This window comes from Bacillus sp. SRB3LM, assembly GCF_015712745.1.
In the GTDB taxonomy this organism is placed as follows: Bacteria; Bacillota; Bacilli; order Bacillales; family Bacillaceae_G; genus Bacillus_A; species Bacillus_A thuringiensis_K.
Genome location: NZ_VWVQ01000002.1, coordinates 84785 through 108191 on the forward strand (window position 1 = coordinate 84785; position 23407 = coordinate 108191).

Sequence of the window (23407 nt, forward strand, 5' to 3'; positions counted from 1 at the left end):
TTATCTCACGTTTTCCCTATAGCAGCGGTAATGCATTTGATAATGTATTTCCCACTCAGGGTCTACGTTGTGCATATGTTCGTCCTGCTTTGCGTTAATAATTTCTCGCCCGCAGAACTTACAGTACGGAGTATATTGACGAAGTTGTGATTGCATGTGGCGGTCCATAATTGTATCGCCTTTAATCGTGTCGAATGGTGTTGCACCGTAAAGTTGGTGCATGTTTTTTATTCCGGCCATTCACTCACATCCTCACATTGTTTTAGTGTTGCTTCGTAATCAATCTCTCTCATCCTTTGTTCTTCTTCTACTAGTAATGAAATAGATTTAACCAATTCTTTAGCTAGTACATTGTCGGAGTTTCTTAGTCGATACAGTAGTCTAACTTTGTTCTGAAAAGAATAGTTAGCCCATTCTTCTTCTCCGATATATACATTAACTGGTGGCTTCTCTGAGTTGTCGTTTTCAATGTAGTCGATCATTGTTTAATCGCCCCAATCGCTATATTCATTTGCGGGATCTTCATAAGCATGAGATCCGCAGACCGGGCAACCTTTTGTATCTCGCTCGTCAATTACATACTCAATCACGTATTCTTGGGAACAGTTTAGGCATTCTACCCACTTTTCCGCGAATTCGTATTTTCTTCTTCGGTTCGTCACTTTTTTTGTCACCTCTCTTACAGATATACAACAACCTTTAGTGGTAGGTATTGTCAAACTCTTGTTTAGGCAATTCCTAACTGTTGTTCATGATTAGGATTGATTTTTCAATTATGGAAAGGTTGTAATGAGTTATTGCAGAAAGGTGGTGCTAAAAAATGAATTATACAAAGATGATTGATGAAGCAATTGACTTGTTCTTAGAACTATCTAAAGCTTCATCAAAGAAAGCAAAGGAATCAGCATTAGAAGATATTAAGAGTAATGAACTTGCTTCTCAATTGCTTGAGCTTCTAAAAGATAAAGCTGTTCAAATTCTTGACGTTGTAGTTCCAGAAGGGAAAGAAAAGAATGATGGTCGTACACGTTTAGGTCATTTTCTTCAGTTTGTTAAAATGGCGGAGAGAATGGCAGAGGAAGAGATTAGTGGTTGGGTATTTAACTATGCTTTTCGCAATGCGGACCAAGATGAACTAGCGGTGTATAAAGCTATCTTAACGAATGCTATATCATTACCAACTTCTAAAGAACAAGTTAAGAAGTCAACGAAAGAAGAGGAAAAGATTCAAGAAGAAGTCGAATCTGAGTAATTCTATATTTACGAAACAGCAAGCGGGTAATTGTCCGCTTGTTTTTTTATTATCTTGACTTTCTTCTAAAAGGGGTTATGTTACAAACGCTCCTGTGAGAGAAACGAAAGGGGAGACCAACTTGAATAATCAAATGATTATCCTTGCATCAAGGTTCATGGATGAAATCAAAGATTTTGAAAAAGATGCTCACGGAAAAATCAACTGTGACTCTAATTATAAAAAAGAAGTTATTAACGATATTGGAGAAATCTTAGCAGGGGGATCTGTTACAGCTAAACAGTTTCACGAACTATTTGATAAGGAAAAGGATAATCCTCAAAAAGGTCTTTTCTATAAACCAAGTAGTATCTTAGATTCTCACAATATCCAATATGTAAGGAAACCGTATAGGGACCCTGACAACTTATTAGTACCTGGACAATTCTATTTCCACCCAAGACTTCAATTAACTCCACCGCCACCGATGTTGAAAATTTCGGATGATGGAACAATTGAAGCTTCTTATGATGATGAACCGTTTTATCTAGAGATAGTAGATAAGATTACGAAAAAAGATCTTGTTGATTATTTCTATGCGAAAACGAATTCACCAACTCCGGAAGCTACATTAGCAAGGGATATAGGTGCTTTTGATCATATGCTCCGTTTCTGGGACGTGGATTTTATCTTCTATTTAATAGATGAAGCATTTACATGTTCGTTAGATAACGGAAAGCCAATGCCTAAATCGCCGCTTGATATTCAACACTTTGAGGCAGAAGCGTTATTAGTGCATGAAGCTAGAAAAAATACTTGTTATGAGGAGGGTTTAGACCGTGTTCTACCAAGGGCAATTAGCTAATCACCCTGCAGCTGCAGAGGTAAAGACACCGACTATGCCTGAATCAATGGTACAACCGAAACCATTCTATGTGGAATTTGGTCGTAATAAACCAACAAAGGAAGGCAATATGTTTATCCGCAATGAGTATCGTGAAGTGAACTGGATGAACTATCATCAGAATTGTTTTGATTATATACAAAAGAATCCTGGATGGGGTTTGTATGCAACAGCTTTCCAGTATAGCACAAGTGACCCTTATACAGCGGATCTTCGTGGAGATTTTTATTTAGACTTCGATGATGAAGATGATATTAAGAAGGCTCAAGAAGATGCACTTCGTATCATTCAACATCTTACGATTAGTCCGAATTATAGAATCCCTGCAAATATGATTAAGGTGTTCTTTAGCGGTAAGAAGGGGATTCATGTTACTGTTCCATACCAATGTTTTGGTGTTGACTGGCATCCTCATTTAGACCGTATGTATCGAATTATGGCAGAAGAATTAATGCCATTTGCACCAAACCAAACACTTGATATGAAAGTGTATGAAAGACGTCGTTTGTTTAGATTAAGAGGAAGTCAGCATCCTTCTACTGGTTCTTATAAAGTGCCAATGGAATTAAAGAATTTGTTGGCTTTATCTGAAGTAGATATTCAGCAAATAAGTAAAAACCCAAACTATGGTTCTTGGATTAAGTACGACAAGCCAAGAGTTATTCAAGAGGCTGCTCGATACTTTAAAGAAGTTGAGCACAAGTTTGTTCAGCGATTCAAGAAAACATTTAGCAAATCAGGTGAAGCACAAACAATCGATTTTGATCCGCCTTGTTATGAAGAGATGATTGATAACGGTCCTGTTAAAGGTGCTAGAAACCACATAGCATGTATGCTTGTTGCATTTTGGAGACAACGAGGATACTCCGAACAAGAAGCGTGGGATATGTTAATCGAATGGAATAATGGCAGCCTGCCAGAAAGAGAACTGCAAACACTGTTTCGATCCAATTTCAAAGGTCATTATGTTTATGGTTGTAACACGATTAAAACCTATGCGTCTTGTCCTGCTACATGCAGAGAAGACTGTAAATTCTACAAGAGTAATTAACCATCATGACTAAGGAGTTGTAATCAATGTTTGCACAACCAGCAACAGAAAGCCAAGAAAATGTTTCAAGTCCGTTTTCTGCTCCGAATCCAGGGCAAGAATTGTTTTGGCCAACAGCAGAAGATCTAGCGGAACAAGACAAGCCAAAAGAAAATGTCGTTCCTTTTAATGTAGTATCCAGTCCAGCAGTCTTTGAAACGAATCCAAATGAAATCACACCAGATCTTGTTCGAGAAGTAGCGGGTGATGTAGTCCCGTTCTTCCGAACCAAGATGCTTAATACGATTGATGCAGTAGAGGAATACTCCTGGAATCGTGGTGAGATGGGTGGATTAGACTGGGGATTTGATAGTTTAAACAAAGCCTTTGAAGGATTGAATACCGGTGTTCATTTAATTGGCGGTCAATCCAACATTGGTAAATCATCATTCATGCTTCAATTAGCATGGCAGATTTCACAATCAAACCAAGTAGTCACGAAAGAAAGACCAAGAAAAGCCTTCGTCTTGTATTTCTCTTTAGATGATAACAACAACGAGTTATTACCTCGTCTAGTTGCAATTGATCAACGTATTCCAATTAACGTTGTTCGATTCCCTAAAAAATATCAAGACAATGCTACCTACATGGAAAAACGTGCTCAAGGTGTGATTGCCCTAAAACAATCTGCAGATTATATCAACATGCAGGATGTAAACAATGGTTCTGATATTGAATACATCCAAGAAACAATGGAAGCTTACCATGTTGAACTACAAAAAGTAGATCCAAGTTATCAATTAGTTGTATTCATCGATAACTTCCATGATATTACGATTGGTGACGAGAAACTTCGTAGTAAATCTGGTGGAGAGAAATATGACCACATTGCCGATTTACTAACGAAGATTGCTACTAAATATGACTGTCCAATCGTATGTACAGCAGAATTTAGAAAGTTAAATGGTAACAGAAGACCAACACCTGATGACTTACGTGATTCAGTAAAGATTCTATATGAAGCAAAAGCTGTAATGCTTTGCTACAACGAGGTTTCCCTTCGCGGTCAACAATCAACGGTTCATTGGATGAGACCTGACAACCCTAACAAACAACCAGTTTATGAAGTTCAGGTTGGTAAAAATAAGTTTAGTAGTTTTAAGGGAAGACTGTTCTTCGAATTCATACCTGAAATGGCTTACTCACGGGAAGTTCCTGAAGCAGGGGCTCAGCGTTATGCTCAGATGGTGAATGGATAGAGAGGAAGAATCATATCATGAAGAAATTTATTGAGTCATTTAAAAGAGAAGTAAGAGAAACTCTTGAGTGTTGTAAGAAACCTTTATGGACATTAAGGTATTTCTTTTATGGATGGGCGATAGGCGGAGTTATAGCTACTGCCTATTCCTACAAATTAGAAGAGATAGATGTCTATGACGTATTTATTCGTATTACTGCAGCAATTATTATGTTCCTTCTTCCATTAGCTTTTGGAGAGAAGAACGAAATAGGGAGTAGTGAGTAACTATGGAAAACATTTTATATAGAGAACAGGATGAGAAAGGGCGCGAGTTCACCTTGTATGGTGATATCAACCGCCTAACTGAAAGGTTGACTCCATTATTCAATGTAGACCCTGATGATGAGGATTATGGAATTAACTATGTAACAAAAGGTGATCCGTGGGGTAGAGAAAGATGGACTGAAGAAGAACGACAACAAGATGAAGATCGTTTTCGTGCCATCTTAAGATACATGCCTTGGGACTGGAAAGACTTATTCGACAAGATCCCAAGAAAGAAAAATGGAACTTTTGCGAAGAACCGAGTGGTGACTGTTCATCGTGGAGATACATATGCACATTACTGGGAAGATTCCTATGGTTGGAATGGACCAGAAGTACGTATTAAAACAAGTGATGATTTTACAGCTGAGGTTTATCTCGACTATGTGACTGAAAAGTATTAATAAAAATTAGGAGGAAATATAATGACAACTTTAAAAGAGCGTTTAATGGCTGAATTAAAAGATGCAATGAAAAACAAATATGTGATGAAGAAGAATATCATTACTTTAATTCGCGCAGGTTTAGCTGCTGCAGAGAAAGAAAAGCGTGCTCCATTAACTGAAGTAGAAGAAGTAGCAGTAGTTCAACGTGAGCTTAAACAAACAAAACAAGCTCTTGCGGAAGCTGTAAAAGCAAACCGTGAGGACATCGTTGAATCAGAGAAAGCAAAGATTGCTATTATCGAAACTTACTTACCAAAGATGATGACGGAAGAAGAAATCGTTTCTTTCCTAACATCTAAGGGTGTTCAAAAAGGTGACCACATTGGTAAAGTGACTGGCATCCTTATGAAGGACAACAAAGGTAAAGTGGATGGTTCATTCGCACAAGAAGTAATTAAGAAGCACTTTGCATAAAACAAAATGGGAGGCCCGGCTATTTAGCTGGGCTTTATAAAAAGGAGAACAACAATGATTAAACTCAATGGTAAAGTAATTGAATTTAATAAGTTTCCAAATGGAGAAACAAAGTTAGATGGGGAACAAATCACAAAGGCCTTATCTTTCTTTACTGAGAATTACATCATGTTCAAATATGAATCAGATGATGATTTCTTCAAATTAATGATACTTAAACGATTCTTAGATGAATCTTCAAGTAAAGGTACGATTTTAGATATTACCTATATGCCATATAGCCGTATGGATCGACGTATGGGCAGCGATGTTTTCACCTTGAAATATGTATGCGACTTTATTAATTCACTTAATTTTAGTCAAATCTACGTCCACGAATCTCATTCAGACGTCGCTACTGCTTTATTAAATAACTGTATTGCACTTGAAGATGGTGCTCACTTATTTGAACTTGTTTCAGAAAAAATTGAGTTTGATGCAGAAAAGGATTATGTACTATTCCCGGATGCTGGTGCTCAAAAACGTTATAGCAATCTAGGAATTACTAATGAATTAGTAGGGTTTAAGAAACGAAACGTTGAAACTGGAAAAATCGAAAGCATAAAAATTATCGGTGATATGGAGCCAGGTCGCAAAGTCGTAATTCTCGATGACCTAAGTTCGTTTGGTGGCACATTCATGATGAGTGCGGAAGCTTTAAAAGAACTAGAAGCAGGAGACGTCTTCCTTGCTGTTACTCATTGTGAAGACAGCATCTTTAAAGGAAAGATTCCTGAATCAGAATTAATCACAAAAGTTTTCACTTCCGATTCAATCATTAGTGAATCAACTCACGAGAAGGTAGAAATTATCTACCCAATGTGGAGTGGGGAAGAAGAGGACGAAGGAGAAAGAGAAGCTTCTGATGACATCAAAAATAACCGTGTAAAAGAATTTGAAAGTGTGGAAGAAGCTTGTAAGTGGTTAGATTCAAATGAAGAAGAACAACAAGAGGGAGCAGTAGAAGCTGCTTAATTAACTTACACCAGGAGGAAATTATTATGACTTACGATAAACATTTAACATCATTTAAAGCGAAACCGGTTTGCCCACCAATGTTACTTTGTGACTATTATAAAACATCTCATATCGATCAATACCCAGAAGGTACGGAAGTAATCTATTCTACGTTTACTCCACGTAGCAATCGCTACATGCCATATGCAAATGAAGTAGTAGTATTTGGTATTCAATCTTTTGTTAAGAAATATCTAATCGATTACTTCAATGAGAATTTCTTTAACCGACCACTTGAAGATGTAGTAGCAGAATATGTTCGCTACATGAAACACACTTTATTTATTGAAGAGCCAAATGCTTCACATATCATTGAGCTTCACAAGTTAGGTTACATGCCATTACAAGTAAAAGCATTGCCAGAAGGAACTCTAGCGCCAATCAAGGTGCCAGTTTTATCTGTTGAGAACACACGACCAGATCTTGTATCTACTTTCTGGATTACTAACTATCTTGAAACAATCATGTCGAATGAAATTTGGTTACCAATGACAAGTGCAACTGTTTCTTATCAGTACCGAAAGTTATTAATTGATATGGCTATGAAAACAGTAGGTCATGCTAACGATGTACCGTTTCAAGCTCACGATTTCTCTATGCGCGGAATGAGCAGCTTAGAGTCTGCTATGGCAAGTGGAGCAGGACACTTATTATCATTCGTAGGAACAGATACGGTTCCAGCTATTGCTTACCTTGAACATTACTACAATGCGGACATTGAAAAAGAATTAGTAGGAACGTCAATACCTGCCACTGAACATTCGGTTATGTCAGCAAACACAGATGCAGATAACCGTGATGAGTTCGCAATATACAAGCGTCTTGTAACTGAGGTATACCCTAAAGGATTCTTCAGTGTAGTTTCTGACACGTATGATTTCTGGGCAGTAGTAGGAGAAATTCTTCCTCGTCTTAAGAAGGAGATCATGGGACGTGATGGCCGTATGGTTATTCGTCCTGACAGTGGAGATCCTGTTCTTATTCTTACTGGTAACCCAGAAGGAGAAACAGAGCTTGAACGCAAAGGCTTAATTGAAGCTCTATGGGATATCTTTGGTGGAACAATTACTGATAAAGGGTATAAGCTATTAGATACTCATATTGGTGCAATCTATGGTGATTCTATTACTCTTGAGCGTGCGAAAGCTATTGTTGAGAAGTTAGAAGAAAAAGGCTTCGCTTCAACAAACGTTGTATTCGGTGTAGGATCTTATACTTTCCAATACCAGACTCGCGATTCTCTAGGCTTTGCTATGAAGGCTACGTATGCTGTAGTAAATGGACAAGAGCGTTTATTATTCAAGGATCCAAAAACAGATGATGGGACTAAGAGATCTCAACGTGGTCGTGTAGTAGTAACAGAAGATGATGACTTTGGCATCATTGGCATTGATGGTTTAAATAAAGAACAAGCAAATGCGCTTAAAGATGTAGATTTATTACAAGATGTATTTGTTAATGGAAAGCTTATGCGTGATGAATCATTAAGTGAAATTCGTGCGCGACTTCAAGCAGCATAAATTTTGACCTATTGACAAATTGAAAACAAATGGTTCTATTTTAAAGACTGAATTCCTGACTGGGGTTCGGTCTTTATTTATTAGCAATATAGAAAGAGGTTTTACTGATGGATTTTTACGTTTATAGGTTTCTTGACGTTGAGAACCAGATCATATACGTCGGCAAAACCAACAACATAAAAAATAGGATGCGACAACATTTCGGAAAGAACGGTCATTTACCGGAGGAATGTTATGAACAAGTAGCCCTAGTAGAGTGTATTGAATTAGATAGTGAGTCAGATATGAGTGTATTAGAACTGTACTTCATTAACAAATGGAAGCCAGTATACAACTCAAGCAAGAAGTATTCATCTATCATGTCGATTGAAATTGATGAGAGTAATTTTTGTTGGGAAAGTCTTGAGCAAATGGAATATGATCCAAAAGGCGAAATAGACGCATTAAAGCAAGTTGCTGACAAATACAAAAATCAATTAAAAGAAAAAGATAAAGAGATTGCTAAACTGAATCAAAGTTTAGTAAGCGTAAAATCTCAGCGTGATAGTTTGAAAATAGATTTAATGAATTTAAATACACAACGTACAACAAGAAAACGAAAGAGTAAGACAAGGGAATTTTCTTATTCTGAAATCAAAACAGTACTATCTTACCATAGTGACATAGTGTTTCTTGGTAAAGCTTTCTTAAATGATAATAAGTCTCCTATGTGTGAAATCTTCGTATATAAACAGGGCGGTAAAATCACAATTGAAGATACTGTAAGTAAACGTGTATCTTGGGAAACAGAATTCGGTGAAATGTTTAAACACCTTGATTTACATATGCAAGCAGGTTTTCTTCAGTTCAAAGCTCTAAGTGATGATATGACAGAAAAAGCAGAAGCCGCACTAGAAGAGGACAAGGAAAGACTTAGGAAGATTCATGAGGAAAGAGCAAGAGAAATAAATCAAAGCAAAATCTATGCTAACAATTTAAACAACTGCAAAGCTGCTTAGACATGAATTATCCTACTTGAAATAGCAGATTGTTTATTGTTCGTGTGAATACATTAGGGGTTGATTTGAATAGCTAAAACAGCATTAACAACTCAATTAGAAAGACAGATATACTTTGCTACAAAAAAGATGGGTGTCTTTGGTTGTTTCGAAGTCACTATCGGATTTAATGGCAATGAACGAGTCGATTATATTACTTATGACACTAAGGGTATTTGGCGCTGTTATGAAATCAAAGTTTCACTTGCTGATTTTAGAAGCAAGGCAAAGAAAACTTTTTGCGGACATTTCAATTACTTTGTAATGCCTAAAGAATTATTCGAGAAGGTTAAAGATGAAATACCATCTCATGTAGGTGTTTATGTTAACGGGATGTGCGTTAAGAAAGCCAAAAAGCAAAAGCTATTAGTGGAAGAGAAAGTATTAAAAGATTCATTGATTCGATCATTATCAAGAGAGTCGGACAAGCTTTTCCAAAGCGCAAGTCCTGCAATCGTATCTTCACTGAGAAGACAGTTAAGTTCTACTCGAAAAGAACTTGATGATTATCGAAAGAGATACAGAGAGTTAAAGAAAGGAAGGTCTGCATGAAGTTTTTAAAGGGTACAAAGTTTCATAAGGCTTTAAACATTTTTATTATCGTGGGTTGGTTATTTATATTTGCTGATTCTACTTATCGTGTAATTGCAGGACCTCGTACACATTTATGGATAGATATTTTCTTTATAGTCCTAGCGACTATTTTCACACCTTTTTATGTAATAGATTACCGAAAGAAGTTCTCTAAAAAGAAATAGGTAGGTGATTCCATTGCAAATCAAATGGCTACATAACAATACGGATTCTAAGATGCTAAGTGCATCAGAAAATCTAATGTTAGAACTATCAAGTGAATATAGGAAATGTTTACAAGATGACAAACCAGAAGAAGCAGGAGAAATCTTGCAACTATTGATTATCTTCATTTCTGATTACGGAATTGAATACCCACGCCTCAAGATTTTAGAAAGCTTTGAAACTAGGGTTAAATTCAATTATGTGAAGGAACGTATTAAGGAAATTCAGGATGTGTGGAAAACTACCATCATTTAATGGGAGGAATTATATATGGCTATCAATCTTATTAAGGCTGGTCAAACAGTCGTACTAGCAAAAGAAAATGCAGGTTTAAAAAAGGTAACTCTAGGGTTGCGATGGGGAGCATTAGTTGAGAAGAAGGAAGAGAAAAAGGAAAAAGTAAGTCTTTTATCTGCAATCTTCGGTGGTGGTCGCCGTTCATCTTCTAGTGATTCATATATGTCTGCTGGAGCGATTGATGTTGACTCTGCAGTTATCCTATTAGATGAAAAAGGTCGTAAGGTAGACCGTGTTTACTATGCTAAACGCAATGCTCAAGGTGTTTATCATGCAGGTGATGACCGCAGCGGTAACAATCAGTTCGGTGAAGTAGATAATGAGGAAATCTATGTAGATCTTCAAAAACTGAATCCGGCTGTTAAAGAGATTTATGTTATTGCGAACATCTTCTCAGGAGCAAATGACTTTAATGACCGACGATTACGCGGTTCATATGTACGTCTATTGAATTCTGAAAACAACGATGAGTTAGTACGCTACGAATTGGATGAATTCAAGGGGATGCGTGGAGTAGTTCTTGGTAAGCTTTACAAGCATAGTGGTGATTGGAAGTTCAAAGCTTTAGGACAAGGTGTTCAATCTGGTTCTATTGATGTAATTGAAAGAGCAATTATTGGTTAATCAAAACAAACTCAAACAAAAAACTAACATACAACAGGAGGAAATTAATCATGGCAGTTAATTTACAAAAAGTAGTAGGCGGACAACGAATCAATTTACGTAAGGAACAACCAGGACTGAAGAAACTTCGTGCTGAGATCTCTTGGGATGAAAACCGATTCGATACAGGTGGTAAACACGATTTAGATATCTTTGCAGTAGCTCTTCAATCTAATGGTAAATGTCGTGAAGATCGTGACTTCATTGTTGCTTTCGGTTATGACGATAACGGAAACAACTTAGCTATTCATCCAAGTGGAGCAATTGTTCACAGTGGTGATGAAATGTCAGGAAGCAAAGACGGTGCTGATGAAGTTATCTCTGTTGACTTCACTCGTCTTCCAGCTCATATCACTGAGATGCACTTCATTGCTAGCACAAACGATGGTGTACGCTTCGGTGATGTTCGTAATGCAAAAGTAGTTCTTGTTAATGACGAAACAAACGAGCCAATGTACGAGTACGATTTAGAAGAAAACTACTCAACTGAAACAGCAATCCTTCTGTTCAAGCTTTACTTAAAAGATGGCGACTGGAGATTTGGTGCTGAAGGTAAAGGCTACAACAAAGGCGTTGAAGCATTTATCGTTGAGTACGGATTACAAGTAGGTTAATTGAATGAGAGAAAAAGCAAAGAAGGTCGCAGATAACTTTAAATTTATGATTCTACTATTAGTAGTAGAAGTTGTCATGTTCTTTGTTTGCAAAGTACTAGTATGGGTGGAGCTATTGTTCCGCCCTTATACTAGTGTCGGAGCAGCAATGTTGTCCTTTGGGCAGCATATTTTATTTGGCATTTTTGGATTTATAATCACAATTCTATTGTTTGGAGGAAAGAAAAAATGAGTTTATTCGTTTTCTTATTAGGTGCAGTTGCAGGATGTTTCATTTGGGATTACGCAGGTGACGATATCAAACGTGCAATCATGAACCGTCGTTAATCTATTTCACACAAAACAACATGGGAAGAGGAAATTAAATTGGAAAATTTATATATCGTTTTTATTTTGGTACTTATGGAAGGTTTATTGAGTGCAGATAACGCACTTGTATTGTCTATGATGGCAAGCAAAATTAAAGACCCTGTAAAGCAGAAGAAAGCATTGTATTACGGTATGGTTGGGGCAGTTGCATTTCGTGCCATCTTTATTTTACTAGGAACAATTATTCTTAAGTTCTGGATTATTAAAGTTTTAGGTGCAGCGTACTTATTACACTTAGCTATTAGCCACTTCAAGTCTCAAGGCGAAGAAGAAATGAACGTAGATAAATATGAAAATACAATTTTCCACAAGATCTTAGGTAAGTTTGGTGTTCGTTTATCACAGTTTTGGGCAATCGTTGTATCAATCGAATTTATGGACTTAGCATTCTCAATTGACAGCATTACAGCAGCATTAGCATTAAGCGACAAGTTCTGGGTATTAGCTTTAGGTGGAGTTCTTGGAATTATCATGATGCGTTCAGTTGCAGGAGTATTCATTAAGCTAATCAACCGTGTACCAGAAATGGAACACACAGCATTCGTTCTTATTGCAATTATCGGTCTAAAGATGTTATTAGGTACGGTTCATTACATGGTTAACTTTGTTGTTTCATTCACTGACAGTGCTTATCAAATGCAAGAAATCCATATTCCACACTGGATGTTCTTCGGAGTATTAATCATTACTTTCGGTATGACATTTGTTGTACATGCTATTAAGAAAAATAAACGCGCAGAAGCGTAAGTAATCGGGAGGAACAGGTATGACTATCTTTACTAACTTACCATCATTAACAGATAAAGTAGTTCATCATTTGTCACATAATGATAAGGATGGATACGCTCCACAAGTCGTATCAAAGGTCTCTAAGCTAAACACAGCTGAATTTATCCATTGCGGGTATTCTAACTTCGAGAAAAAGCTAGAAGACCTGGTTACTTTCTTTGAGGAAGCTAAAGCTCTAGATGGGCATGCAATCTTAATTACAGATATTACACCAAAGTCAGAAGAACTAGTAGATCGATTAAACGGTTTATTTGAACGCGGTCTTGCTGTGGTTCTTCTTGATCACCATGAGAAAGCTAACTGGATTAGCAAAAAGTATCCTGAATGGGCTTTTATCGAGAGTGAACTTAATGGACGAAAAACTTGTGCTACTGAATTGCTTTATATCTATTTAAAAGAGAATGAACTATTCAGCACTGAGGTTGCGGAATCACCATATTTCGCAAGTTTTATTGAACAAGTTCGTGCTTATGATACATGGGATTGGAATACTAATGGCAATGTAGAAGCAAAAGAATTAAATTCTCTTCTTTATACATTTGGTCCAAGTAAATTTATGCATATGCAGTTTGCAAAAATTGTTGAACATATGAATGATCCAGAGGCTGTTAAATACACATTTAACGAAACGGAGAAACTCTTTGTTGATGTTGAAAACAAAAAAGAGGCGAAGTATATTGAATCTCGTTCTAAAACAATGGCTGTTCGTACATGGAACATTAATGGTGAAAACATGGAGGTTGGCGTAGTATTCGGTGACCAATATCATTCAACACTAGGAAATGTTTTAAGCCAAGAAAATCCTCATCTTTTATTTATTGCTATTCTTGATTTAAATATCGGTAAGGCTAGCTTGCGTACAATTCATGACAATATCCATCTTGGAGATATCGCTGAAGCAATCGCTCCTGGTGGCGGTGGTCATCCAAAATCAGCTGGTTTTGAATTTGGTTCAGAAATCAGCTTAATGAAAATTGAAGAAGCTATTGGTGTTTCTTCAGTAGGTATTACTACAAACTCTTGGAAAGAACAGTTGTTACAAGTAGCTAATTAATGATAGTAATGCCATCGTTATCCAGTCGAGAGATCGTAGCTTAGAAGGTTGAGAGATATATAGCAACAGCTTATATATATAATGTAGCGTTCATCATACGATATGTATCCTCTTATGTGTTTGTTATGTTATTTTCTCCTTCTTACTTCTCTCTCTTCTTGGGGGTCTCTAATTAGAGGCCCCTCTTTTTTATTTAAACTGGAAAGGTGGTTAGCAATATGATTGTTGGAGATATTATTGTTGTAAGTGGAAAGTCTTTCATTTCAAAGGTGATCCAAAAGGTGGCGGGTTCTAAATGGACTCATGTAGCTTTATATGTTGGTGGAGGGTATATCATAGAGATTGATTGGAATACAAAGTCCACTATTGTAAGAGAGAAGTATTCTACTAGTGATTTAGAATGTGTAGTGTTAAGAAATAAGGATGAATTAACGAAAGAACAACGAGATGCCATTATTTCTTCAGCGGTTACATATCAGAAAAAAGGTTTTAGATATGATTGGCTTCGACTAATTTCTTTATATCTAAAATCAAAGTTCCCGAATAGTAAACTAATAGACAAGTTTGATAGAAAGAACAAATTTGTTTGCACGGAATTAGTAGATGAAATCTTAAGATCAGCAGGAATTGATTTATTTCCAAATCAAGGTGGGGAGATTTTCCCACATGAATACCTTACTTGTGAACAACTCATGCAGTTGAAAAAAGTGAAACGTTATAGCTATATGAAGGCTAGATGAAACGTCCATTTAAGCAGTTGACTTTTAATAGGTCAACTGCTTATGTTTTGTTTCGAATAAAAAACAAACAAGAAGGAGTTTTACAATGACAGGTATTTTAGTAGGTCTTTTAGGTATTATTCTTACATTTGGTGTTGCCTTCTTAATGTCAAACGACAAGAAGAACATCAATTACAGAGCAATTCTAGTTTTACTTGTATTACAAGTAATTGTAACGCTAGTTATGTTCAAAACTACTGCGGGTTTAAAAGTGGTAGAAGCTGTTTCTAACGGCGTAAATAAAGTATTATCATATGGAGTTGAGGGTGTTAACTTCGTCGTAGGTGGACTAGTTCCAGAGGGCGTAACAGTATTCTTCATCAACGTTCTTATGATCATTATCTTTACTTCAACTTTATTATCTATCTTAACTCATATCAAAGTGCTTCCTTTAGCAATTAAATGTATTGGTGGAGCGCTTGCTAAGGTTACTGGATTATCAAAAGTTGTCACATTTAACTCAGTGAATTCGATTTTCTTCGGTCAATCAGAATCATTATTAGCAGTTAAAACACATCTAGATAAAATGAATGACAACAAATTATTCATCATTTGTACATCAGCAATGGCTTCTGTATCAGCTGCTATCATGGGAGCATACATGACTATGATTCCAGCAAAATATGTTTTAGTTGCTATGATCTTAAATGCTTTATCTTCTCTAATCATTGCTACAATCGTTGCACCGATTAAGAAAGAAGAAGATGAAGAGATTAATATCAAAGATGTATCTCAAACAAAATCAATCTTTGAAGCTATTTCAGTAGGTGCTCTTGATGGCGGTAAGGTTGCTTTAATCGTAGCTGCTATGTTAGTTGCATACATTGCTTTAATCGCATTAATCAACGCTGCATTCGCTGGTATCTTCGGAGTGGATCTTACTACAATTCTTGGTTATGTATTTGCACCTATCGCATTTGTTATGGGTGTTCCATCAAGTGAAATTGTAACTGCAGGTTCTATTATGGGAACTAAGTTAGCAACAAATGAATTCGTAGCAATGCTTCAATTCAAACCTATGATTGCTGACCTATCTGAAAAGACTGTAGCAATCGTTTCTACGTTCTTAGTATCATTCGCTAACTTCTCTTCAATTGGTATTATCGGCGGCTCTATGCAAGCTATCAATGGAGAAAAAGCAGGTACTGTTGCTAAGTTTGGTCTTAAGATGTTAGTCGTAGCTACTATGGCTTCAATCTTAACTGCTACAGTGGTAGGATTATTCGTGTAATGTCTAGACGCAGAACAAAAAGATGGTCCGCATTTTTTGAATTTCTAGGGGCTATCGTTGAAGGATTCTTCGAAATTATTTTTGCTATCTTTAAATAAGAATGGAAAGGCGAGACTTAGTTCTCGTCTTTTTATTTTGTAGTGAAGTGGTTGGGAGACGATACACTTATTCATTGAGCCTTCTAAATCAAATGGTTACTTTTAGTATCGATTATGATTATAGGGGGTCTTCCAATGGAATTTAAAATCCAATCAGATGTAATTGAGATTCAATCAACGCCACCTATTCAAACAATTGACTGGGGTGTCAATGTTGTTCAGGCTCCTGAAATGTGGTCAGTAACAAAAGGAGAGGGTATTAAGGTTGCTGTATTAGATACAGGTATCGATGCTACTCATCCGGATCTTGCTGCTAATTACAAAAAAGGAATGAACTTTACTACGTCTAACTTTACTGACATAATAGATAGACAGGGACACGGTACGCACTGTGCAGGTATCATTGCGGGTTGCGATAACTCAATTGGTATTGTTGGGGTTGCTCCTAGAGCTGAATTGTACATCGCTAAAGTATTAGGGGATGATGGTTCTGGTTCGATTGAAGCAATTGTAAAAGGAATTGATTGGGCTATCTCTGAACAAGTAGATGTCATTTCTATGAGTCTAGGCTCTTCAGTTGATCCTGGTCCTGTTCTGCACAATGCAATTAAGCGTGCTCATGAAGCAGGTATTATTATTGTTGCTGCTACTGGTAATGAGAATACTCATGTTGGATGGCCAGCATCATACGATGAAGTAATTGCGGTTGGAGCCATCAATCAAAGTATTGATAGAGCTAACTTCTCTAACTTCGGTAGTGAAACAGATGTAGTTGCTCCAGGTGTAGACATTTATAGTACATACCCTGTAGGTCGTTATGCGAAACTATCTGGTACGTCTATGGCTACTCCAATGGTTGCAGGAGTAATTGCTCTTATTCTAGCTCGCTATCGTGACATCGGTAAAAAGTTAACTCCTGATCAAATCATGCAATTAATTCGTGAGCATTCAGTTGATCTTGGGCAAAAGGGAACTGATGACATGTTCGGTAACGGACTAGTAAGTGTTCATGAATTATTGAAAACTAGTTAAGAAAAGGAGAGGGCTTCGGCTCTCTTTTTTAATGTTAAAATTTACTTCTTGAATTTTTTTCTGAATAGCTTATGTTATCTCAGAATTACTATACATCATGAGAAATAATCTACGAGAAAGGTGAGTCTACTTTATGGCTAATCAATATAGCAACGGATGGACAGAAAAGGATATTGAATTCTTAGAGAACAGTATTGGAGTATATTCGTATGATAGGATTGCCAAAAAGTTAGGCAAAACTCCTATGGCTGTTAAATCTAAAGCAGAAAAATTAGGTATCGGAAATACAAAGTTAGCAAGTGGATTAATAACGATACATGAATTAGCACAATGTTTATGTGTATGTAGCAAGACGGTGAAAAAACTTGCTGAAAATCATGGTATGCCTACAGTGCAAAGAGATTTTCGTATAAAGAAAGAGGACGGAGTGAAACGTCTTTTTACTTATATCGATATAGATAAGTTTTGGAAGTGGGCGACAGAAAACAAAGATCTAATCAATTGGTATCAAGTACCTAAATACGCTTTAACACCTGAACCGGAATGGATAGAAGAGCGAAGAAAAGAAGATTATCAGAAATGGTTGAAAAGACCGAGACCTTGGACACCAGAGCAAGATGCTCAATTGTGGCACCTGTTTTACACTGAGGGGAAAACTCAAAAAGAAATAGGTCTAATCATGAACAGAACTAAGATCAGCATAGAGAAACGCATAAAACGATTAAGAGAGCAGAAGCTAGTCGCTGTTTAATAAGCGAGGTGATAGTATGACGACCCTTTTTATTATTATAGTTATTTCCATTTTACCCATTGTGATCGTTGAAATTGGGGAAAGAAAGAAACCTAAATGTCCTTGTCATGTTAGTGATTATAGATGTGAAATCTGTAGTCATAAAATGAGAGAAAGCAGAAGGTAATGAATAAGATGTTCTCCACCAACCATGTTCTAAATGTTCAATAGTTATTTTAAATGCATAGTCAGTAGCAAATAAGCTTACAAAATCTGCTATGGAATGTATAATTAATTTAACTACTGAAAGATAAGAATGTGGTTTTTTATTTAGAAGGGGTGTTATAGGTGGAGGAATATCAAAATAGAGGGTTCTTATTAAAACAGCGTTCATACTTAAAGTTATATATCTATAAAATAATTGATCGTAATAAAGGATATGGTTCACAGTATCTTAATGACTTGAGGGAAGAGTTTAAGTTTTTAGGCTATCATCCAACTCATACGGAACTATATAAAATATTACATGAATTGACAAGGGATGGATATGTAAAACGGGAGAAAAGAATAAAAGGGGAAAAGGGAGTAGATTTTCAAGAAATCATTCTCTATCAATTAACTGATGACGGTAAGAAAGAATACAACAGATATAAACAACAGATGAAAGTAGAACTGGAACGTTGCAAAGGATTGCTTGATAAAGCACTTAAAGATCATTATGGTCCAGTTAGTTAGGGGGTATAATGGAGAAACCTTATTTAGTACGCTCTATGTGTATTGGAAACTATAAGCATTTCAAGGTTGGCCAGGTATATACAGTAGAATGTCACGGAACAATTGACTGGGGATTTGATTATAGAACCTTTAAAATTGAAGGGGAAGTATTGCGCCCAGGTTTATATAGCTTGTGTTTTGAACAAATAAGAGTGTTGGGCTTAAATTAAAAAGGCTGAGGATAAATTCCCCGGCCTTTTTGTTTTACTCAAATACTTCATCTATTAATTCACGTTCGTCGTCTTCGAACATGTGAGTATAGATCTGAGTCGTATTCATTGATGAATGACCAAGAGCTTCTTGTACTCCTCGAATGTTTCTGGTCTTTTTAAATACATTCGTCCCGAAACTATGGCGTAGTATGTGCGCTGTTAGTTCGGGCTTTCCATAGATTTTAGCATATTTCATTATCATTTTTTGAACAGTGTTTTTACTGATAGGATTAATCTTACCTGCATATTTTGTAACAAATAAAGGAGAGGTCGGTTTATCGTCTGCTTTATAATGATCCTCTCTAACTTCAAGGTACTGTACTATATATTCTAACGTTTGTTTAGAAAAGAAAACAACATCTTCTTTGCTTCGTTTTCTTTCTATAACTAACTTGCGAGATTCTAAGATAATGTCTTTCAGTCTAATACTACATAATTCACCAACACGAATGCCACTGGTTAATAGTAGAGAGATGATTGCAGCATCTCTATATCGATTATGTTTCCAGTACGCTTTCTCCATGTTGGAGATTTGTTCATTACCATATCCGACTAGGATAAAATCTTGAAACTCTTCCAGTTCCTCAAGTCTTATAATGTTATTCTTTAGTTTTTGAGCCCTGGCTCTAACTGAAACTTTAGAAGTGAATACCTTTGTATTCTCAAGTACATTCTTACTTAGATAAGGTCTGCCTGTTTCACGATCTGTATTCTTAGTTAAATAATCAAATAAACTTCTAAGGGCACTAATCTTTCTACTGATTGTGGTGTCCTTATTTTTTGTTTTGTAATATCTATTACCTTTGTTGTGAGAATCCTCACGATACTTTAAATGAGAACGGTAATGCGATATATCAATCTCAATTAATCTCTCTAGGTCTTCTAGGGAGATTTCTTTTATTCCCGGTTTTTCCGGTACGAAAGTATGCCAAAACCATTCTAAAAAGTCTTGGATATCTATTGTATATGAGAGAACTGTTGTAGGCGTGAGTTGATCTAAGCTCACTTGTATGTATTCAGAAATATAGTAAGGAAACGAAGGACGTAGTTTTTCTAGCTTCTCACTATCCTTTTGGCGTTCAAGTCTCATTATTTTCACCTCACTTCTATTTTATATCTCATTTTTTCCTTAATCAAGAATGAATGTTCGATTTTTAGAAATCTATATGTTGGGCTATGCCCATATGAAAATCTAAAAAATAGGCCATATCTCGAATTGACTTTTAGAAATCAAATGGTTGTATTTTAAAAAGTTTCAAAGAAGGTGTGATGCACATGATTGTATTTGACAGCAAGACTGGAAACGTAAAGAGGTTCATTAAGAAGCTCGGTATTCCAGCTGTACAAATTACACCCGACTTAGTTATGGAACAGCCTTTCATATTGATTACTTATACATCAGGATTTGGTCAGGTTCCAGAAACTACACAGTCATTTCTACAAGCCAATAATTCATTCTTACAAGGAGTTGCAAGTAGTGGTAACCGTAATTGGGGCGACAACTTTGCAGCTGCGGGAAGAATTATTTCAGAGCAATATCACGTACCGCTGATTCATCAATTTGAATTAAGCGGAACAAGAAAAGATATACAAATAACAAGAGAAAGGATAGAGGAACTATGTCTCACGTTGCATTAAACAATGAAGTTGGGATCTTAAAAGATGGATTCTATCAACTTGCAAAAGACAAAGAAGCTTTAGAGGTATTTCTTGCCGAAGTAAAAACAAAGCAATTAAAGTTTGCTTCGATATTAGAAAAAATCAAATACCTAATTGAACACAATTATTACTACAATGTGTTCGGAGAATATACGGAGGAAGAAGTACAGCTTGTTTATGAAATGGCTTATTCTCATAAGTTCGAATTTCAATCCTACATGGCTGCTACAAAGTTTTATAAGGACTACTCATTACGTTCAGACGATAAGAAAATCTACTTAGAAGATTATGAAGATCGCGCTGCAATTGTTGCTTTATATTTAGCATCAGGCAATACAAAGAAAGCATTACGTTATGTGAACCAAATCATGAAGCAAAATTACCAACCTGCTACACCTACATATTTAAACTCTGGTAAAGCTCGTGCTGGGGAATTAGTTAGTTGCTTCCTATTAGAAATGGATGACTCATTAAATAGCATTAACTACAACTTATCAGTAGCAAAACAATTATCTAAAATTGGTGGAGGAATTGCGATTAACTTAAGTAAGTTACGTGGTCGTACTGAAGCTATAAAAGGTATTGAGAACGCTGCTAGTGGTGTATTACCGGTAATGAAGTTAATGGAGGATTCATTCTCTTACATTAATCAACTTGGCCAACGACCGGGTGCTGGAGCTGCTTACTTAAACATCTTCCATTGGGACTTAATTGAGTTCCTTGATTCAAAAAAAGTAAATGCCGATGAGAAGACACGTATTCAATCTTTATCTATTGGATTAGTTACACCGAGAAAGTTCTTCCAATTAGCTGAACAAAACAAAGAGATGTATTTATTTGCACCTGCTACTGTTTATAAAGCTTATGGAATCCACCTAGACGATATGGATTTAGATAAAATGTACGAAGAGTTAGTGGCAAACCCTATGGTTCGTAAACGTAAGTTAGACCTTACAGCTCGTGAGATGTTAGTTAAGATTGCAACGATTCAATTAGAATCTGGCTATCCTTATTTTATGAATAAAACAAATGCAAATGAACAACATCCATTAAAAGATTTAGGCGACGTTAAAATGTCTAATCTTTGTACTGAGATATTCCAGTACATGGAGACAAGTGTAATTAACGATTACAATGTCGCGGATTGGATTAAGAATGATATTTCTTGTGTATTAGGTTCACTAAACATTGTAAACGTAATGGAGAACAAAGATGTAAAAGAAGCTGTGCATACTGGTATGGAAATGTTAACAGATGTTACAGATAAGTCTTGTATTGAAAACGCTCCTGGTGTTAAGAAAGCGAATGCTACATTACACTCAGTAGGTCTTGGAACAATGAACCTTCACGGATTCCTTGCTAAGAACTTCATTCCATACGAATCAGAAGATGCAAAAGACTTTGCTCGTGTATTCTTTGCAATGCTGAACTATCACTCTATCGAAAAATCTTCAGAGATTGCTAAAGAAAAAGGAGTGTCTTTTGAAGGGTTCGAGAAATCTGAATACGCAAAAGGTACTTACTTTGAGAAGTATTTAACAACTGAATTCTTACCTCAATCTGAAAAGGTTAAGAAACTGTTTGAAGGTATTCCGATTCCAACAACTGAGGATTGGGAACGCCTAATGAAGCAAGTTCAACGTGATGGTTTATACCACTCTTATAGACTCGCAATTGCTCCGAATCAAAGCTCAGGATATGTACAGAACGCTACACCAAGCGTAATGCCTATCGTTGATAAAGTAGAAACTCGCTCAACTGATAAAGCAACTACTTACTATCCAATGCCTTACTTATCAAAACAAACATTCTTCTCTTATAAATCTGCTTATGAGATGGATCAAATGAAGGTTATTGATTTAATCGCTGAAATCCAACCTCACGTAGACCAAGGTATTTCATGTATTCTGCATGTTACAAATGGTACTTCGACAAGAGATCTTGCTCGTTACTACATCTATGCAGAGAAGAAAGGGCTTAAGAGCCTTTACTATACACGTACATCAAATTCAACTGTAGAAGAATGTATTGCTTGTGCAGTATAAGAGAGAGGAGTAATAGTGGTGATTAGTACTACATCAGTAGATTTAAAGAAACATAAAGCTGTTAACTGGACCAAATACAATACAGAGTATATCGAGTCCATCTATAACCAAATGCGCCAACAATTTTGGCTAGAGAATGAGATTCCTGTATCAAAAGACAAGAACGTTTGGGACATGCTTCCGAAAGAACAGAAGGAAGTATACAAGAAAGTTCTTGGCGGTCTAACGCTATTAGATACAAAGCAAGGTGGAGAGGGTATGCCACTTGTCTCATTACATATGGAAGACCCTCAAAAGAAAGCCATTATTAATTTCATGGCAATGATGGAGGATATCCATGCGAAATCGTATTCTCATATTTTCATGACTCTTTGTGAAAATGAAGAAGTAGATGCGGTGTTTGACTGGGTTGAAGTGAATCCATTTCTTCAAAAGAAAGCTGATATCATAACAGGTCATTATCGTAAGTTATTAAAACCTGATGTGGATCCAAAAGAATTATATATGGCTATAGTAGCATCAGTATTCTTAGAAAGTTTCTTATTCTATAGTGGGTTCTTCTATCCATTGTTCTTAGCGGGACAAGGACAGCTAACTGCTTCCGGTGAAATCATCGCATTAATTTTAAGGGATGAGGCAATTCACGGAGTAACAGGTGGTATCTTTGCTCAAGAAATCTACGAGAATCAGCTGACTGATAAAGAAAAAGAAGAAGTAGATAAAGAAGCAATTCAGCTATTAGAAGTGTTATACGCAAATGAATTAGATTATACGAATGATGTGTATGCTCCACTTGGACAAGACATGATCGAAGAAGTAAACAAGTTCCTACGCTATAACGCAAATAAAGCAATGATGAACTTAGGATATGACCAATACTTTGATGATGAGTATGTTAATCCAATCGTTCAAAACGGACTACAAACAAAAACGAAACAACATGATTTCTTCTCTGTTAAAGGAAATGGATATGTAAAAGCCATTAACGTTGAAGAAGTACGAGACGAAGATTTTGTGTTTGAAGGCCTTCCATCATATGCAGCTTAATTCATACATCAAGA

30 protein-coding genes are annotated in these 23407 nt (G+C 36.3%); 27 read left to right on the forward strand and 3 right to left on the reverse strand.

Annotation, left to right across the window (positions count from 1 at the left end; genetic code table 11):
* Together F3I02_RS00655 and F3I02_RS00660 are read right to left on the reverse strand one after the other, a co-directional pair.
* The gene (locus F3I02_RS00655) at positions 1 to 222 is read right to left on the reverse strand and encodes a hypothetical protein (RefSeq protein ID WP_196477337.1); all 222 of its coding nucleotides are present in this window, start codon (positions 220 to 222) and stop codon (positions 1 to 3) included.
* A gap of 5 nt (positions 223 to 227) precedes the next feature.
* The gene (locus F3I02_RS00660) at positions 228 to 482 is read right to left on the reverse strand and encodes a hypothetical protein (RefSeq protein WP_196477338.1); all 255 of its coding nucleotides are present in this window, start codon (positions 480 to 482) and stop codon (positions 228 to 230) included.
* A gap of 338 nt (positions 483 to 820) precedes the next feature.
* On the opposite strand from F3I02_RS00660, the gene F3I02_RS00665 reads away from it, so the two are divergent.
* The 24 genes from F3I02_RS00665 (at position 821) to F3I02_RS00780 (ending at position 18600) form a co-directional block, all read left to right on the forward strand.
* Positions 821 to 1252, forward strand: a complete 432-nt coding sequence (locus F3I02_RS00665; RefSeq protein ID WP_196477339.1) for a hypothetical protein — start codon at positions 821 to 823, stop codon at positions 1250 to 1252.
* Between the two features lie 121 nt (positions 1253 to 1373).
* On the forward strand, positions 1374 to 2096 hold the full coding sequence (locus tag F3I02_RS00670) for a hypothetical protein (protein WP_230876739.1): 723 nt from the start codon (positions 1374 to 1376) through the stop codon (positions 2094 to 2096).
* On the forward strand, positions 2071 to 3186 hold the full coding sequence (locus F3I02_RS00675; protein ID WP_308018115.1) for a primase C-terminal domain-containing protein: 1116 nt from the start codon (positions 2071 to 2073) through the stop codon (positions 3184 to 3186). The genes F3I02_RS00670 and F3I02_RS00675 overlap by 26 nt, the downstream gene beginning before the upstream one ends.
* 26 nt (positions 3187 to 3212) lie before the next feature.
* Entirely contained in the window at positions 3213 to 4424 is a 1212-nt protein-coding gene (locus F3I02_RS00680) for a DnaB-like helicase C-terminal domain-containing protein (RefSeq protein WP_196477340.1), read from the forward strand.
* Between the two features lie 17 nt (positions 4425 to 4441).
* Positions 4442 to 4690 carry a hypothetical protein gene (locus F3I02_RS00685; protein ID WP_196477341.1) on the forward strand — a complete coding sequence of 83 codons (249 nt, stop codon included), beginning with the start codon at positions 4442 to 4444 and terminating at the stop codon, positions 4688 to 4690.
* Between the two features lie 2 nt (positions 4691 to 4692).
* Entirely contained in the window at positions 4693 to 5133 is a 441-nt protein-coding gene (locus tag F3I02_RS00690) for a hypothetical protein (protein ID WP_196477342.1), read from the forward strand.
* A 21-nt stretch (positions 5134 to 5154) separates the two neighbouring features.
* The gene (locus tag F3I02_RS00695) at positions 5155 to 5589 is read left to right on the forward strand and encodes a GatB/YqeY domain-containing protein (RefSeq protein WP_196477343.1); all 435 of its coding nucleotides are present in this window, start codon (positions 5155 to 5157) and stop codon (positions 5587 to 5589) included.
* Positions 5590 to 5643: 54 nt separating this feature from the next.
* The gene (locus F3I02_RS00700) at positions 5644 to 6603 is read left to right on the forward strand and encodes a ribose-phosphate pyrophosphokinase (RefSeq protein ID WP_196477344.1); all 960 of its coding nucleotides are present in this window, start codon (positions 5644 to 5646) and stop codon (positions 6601 to 6603) included.
* Between the two features lie 26 nt (positions 6604 to 6629).
* Positions 6630 to 8165, forward strand: coding sequence for a nicotinate phosphoribosyltransferase (locus tag F3I02_RS00705; RefSeq protein ID WP_196477345.1), 1536 nt, complete (start codon positions 6630 to 6632; stop codon positions 8163 to 8165).
* 107 nt (positions 8166 to 8272) lie between these two features.
* Complete coding sequence (locus F3I02_RS00710; protein ID WP_196477346.1) at positions 8273 to 9163, forward strand: nucleotide excision repair endonuclease; 891 nt, start codon at positions 8273 to 8275, stop codon at positions 9161 to 9163.
* A gap of 129 nt (positions 9164 to 9292) precedes the next feature.
* Entirely contained in the window at positions 9293 to 9754 is a 462-nt protein-coding gene (locus tag F3I02_RS00715; RefSeq protein ID WP_196477347.1) for a hypothetical protein, read from the forward strand.
* Complete coding sequence (locus F3I02_RS00720; protein WP_098265155.1) at positions 9751 to 9960, forward strand: hypothetical protein; 210 nt, start codon at positions 9751 to 9753, stop codon at positions 9958 to 9960. Before F3I02_RS00715 ends, F3I02_RS00720 begins: the two co-directional genes overlap by 4 nt.
* A 13-nt stretch (positions 9961 to 9973) precedes the next feature.
* Positions 9974 to 10255 (forward strand): hypothetical protein, encoded by a 282-nt coding sequence (locus F3I02_RS00725; protein ID WP_196477348.1) that lies wholly within the window; start codon positions 9974 to 9976, stop codon positions 10253 to 10255.
* Between the two features lie 15 nt (positions 10256 to 10270).
* Positions 10271 to 10921, forward strand: coding sequence for a TerD family protein (locus F3I02_RS00730; RefSeq protein WP_196477349.1), 651 nt, complete (start codon positions 10271 to 10273; stop codon positions 10919 to 10921).
* A gap of 50 nt (positions 10922 to 10971) precedes the next feature.
* A complete protein-coding gene (locus F3I02_RS00735) occupies positions 10972 to 11574 on the forward strand; it encodes a TerD family protein (RefSeq protein WP_085782675.1) in 603 nt (200 codons plus the stop codon).
* 4 nt (positions 11575 to 11578) lie between these two features.
* Positions 11579 to 11806: a hypothetical protein gene (locus tag F3I02_RS00740; RefSeq protein WP_196477350.1), complete on the forward strand. Its 228-nt coding sequence runs from the start codon at positions 11579 to 11581 to the stop codon at positions 11804 to 11806.
* A 134-nt stretch (positions 11807 to 11940) separates the two neighbouring features.
* Positions 11941 to 12690 carry a TerC family protein gene (locus F3I02_RS00745; protein WP_196477351.1) on the forward strand — a complete coding sequence of 250 codons (750 nt, stop codon included), beginning with the start codon at positions 11941 to 11943 and terminating at the stop codon, positions 12688 to 12690.
* 19 nt (positions 12691 to 12709) lie between these two features.
* Complete coding sequence (locus tag F3I02_RS00750) at positions 12710 to 13786, forward strand: phosphoesterase (RefSeq protein WP_230876740.1); 1077 nt, start codon at positions 12710 to 12712, stop codon at positions 13784 to 13786.
* 218 nt (positions 13787 to 14004) lie between these two features.
* Positions 14005 to 14526, forward strand: a complete 522-nt coding sequence (locus tag F3I02_RS00755) for a hypothetical protein (protein ID WP_196477352.1) — start codon at positions 14005 to 14007, stop codon at positions 14524 to 14526.
* An 85-nt stretch (positions 14527 to 14611) separates the two neighbouring features.
* Entirely contained in the window at positions 14612 to 15796 is a 1185-nt protein-coding gene (locus tag F3I02_RS00760) for a NupC/NupG family nucleoside CNT transporter (protein ID WP_196477353.1), read from the forward strand.
* 233 nt (positions 15797 to 16029) lie between these two features.
* On the forward strand, positions 16030 to 16926 hold the full coding sequence (locus F3I02_RS00765; protein WP_196477354.1) for a S8 family peptidase: 897 nt from the start codon (positions 16030 to 16032) through the stop codon (positions 16924 to 16926).
* A 133-nt stretch (positions 16927 to 17059) separates the two neighbouring features.
* Complete coding sequence (locus F3I02_RS00770) at positions 17060 to 17677, forward strand: sigma-70 family RNA polymerase sigma factor (protein WP_196477355.1); 618 nt, start codon at positions 17060 to 17062, stop codon at positions 17675 to 17677.
* 327 nt (positions 17678 to 18004) lie between these two features.
* Positions 18005 to 18391, forward strand: a complete 387-nt coding sequence (locus F3I02_RS00775; protein ID WP_196477356.1) for a helix-turn-helix transcriptional regulator — start codon at positions 18005 to 18007, stop codon at positions 18389 to 18391.
* Between the two features lie 8 nt (positions 18392 to 18399).
* Positions 18400 to 18600, forward strand: coding sequence for a hypothetical protein (locus tag F3I02_RS00780; RefSeq protein WP_139888757.1), 201 nt, complete (start codon positions 18400 to 18402; stop codon positions 18598 to 18600).
* A gap of 34 nt (positions 18601 to 18634) precedes the next feature.
* On the opposite strand, the gene xerS is transcribed toward F3I02_RS00780, so the two are convergent.
* Positions 18635 to 19732 carry a tyrosine recombinase XerS gene (xerS, locus tag F3I02_RS00785; RefSeq protein ID WP_196477357.1) on the reverse strand — a complete coding sequence of 366 codons (1098 nt, stop codon included), beginning with the start codon at positions 19730 to 19732 and terminating at the stop codon, positions 18635 to 18637.
* Positions 19733 to 19917: 185 nt separating this feature from the next.
* On the opposite strand from xerS, the gene nrdI reads away from it, so the two are divergent.
* Genes nrdI through nrdF form a run of 3 tightly spaced genes read left to right on the forward strand, consistent with a single transcriptional unit; the run spans position 19918 to position 23393 of the window.
* The gene (nrdI, locus tag F3I02_RS00790; RefSeq protein ID WP_196477358.1) at positions 19918 to 20280 is read left to right on the forward strand and encodes a class Ib ribonucleoside-diphosphate reductase assembly flavoprotein NrdI; all 363 of its coding nucleotides are present in this window, start codon (positions 19918 to 19920) and stop codon (positions 20278 to 20280) included.
* Positions 20262 to 22346: a class 1b ribonucleoside-diphosphate reductase subunit alpha gene (gene nrdE / locus F3I02_RS00795; protein ID WP_196477359.1), complete on the forward strand. Its 2085-nt coding sequence runs from the start codon at positions 20262 to 20264 to the stop codon at positions 22344 to 22346. The genes nrdI and nrdE overlap by 19 nt, the downstream gene beginning before the upstream one ends.
* 18 nt (positions 22347 to 22364) lie before the next feature.
* Complete coding sequence (nrdF, locus tag F3I02_RS00800) at positions 22365 to 23393, forward strand: class 1b ribonucleoside-diphosphate reductase subunit beta (RefSeq protein ID WP_196477360.1); 1029 nt, start codon at positions 22365 to 22367, stop codon at positions 23391 to 23393.
* Positions 23394 to 23407: the final 14 nt, after the last annotated feature.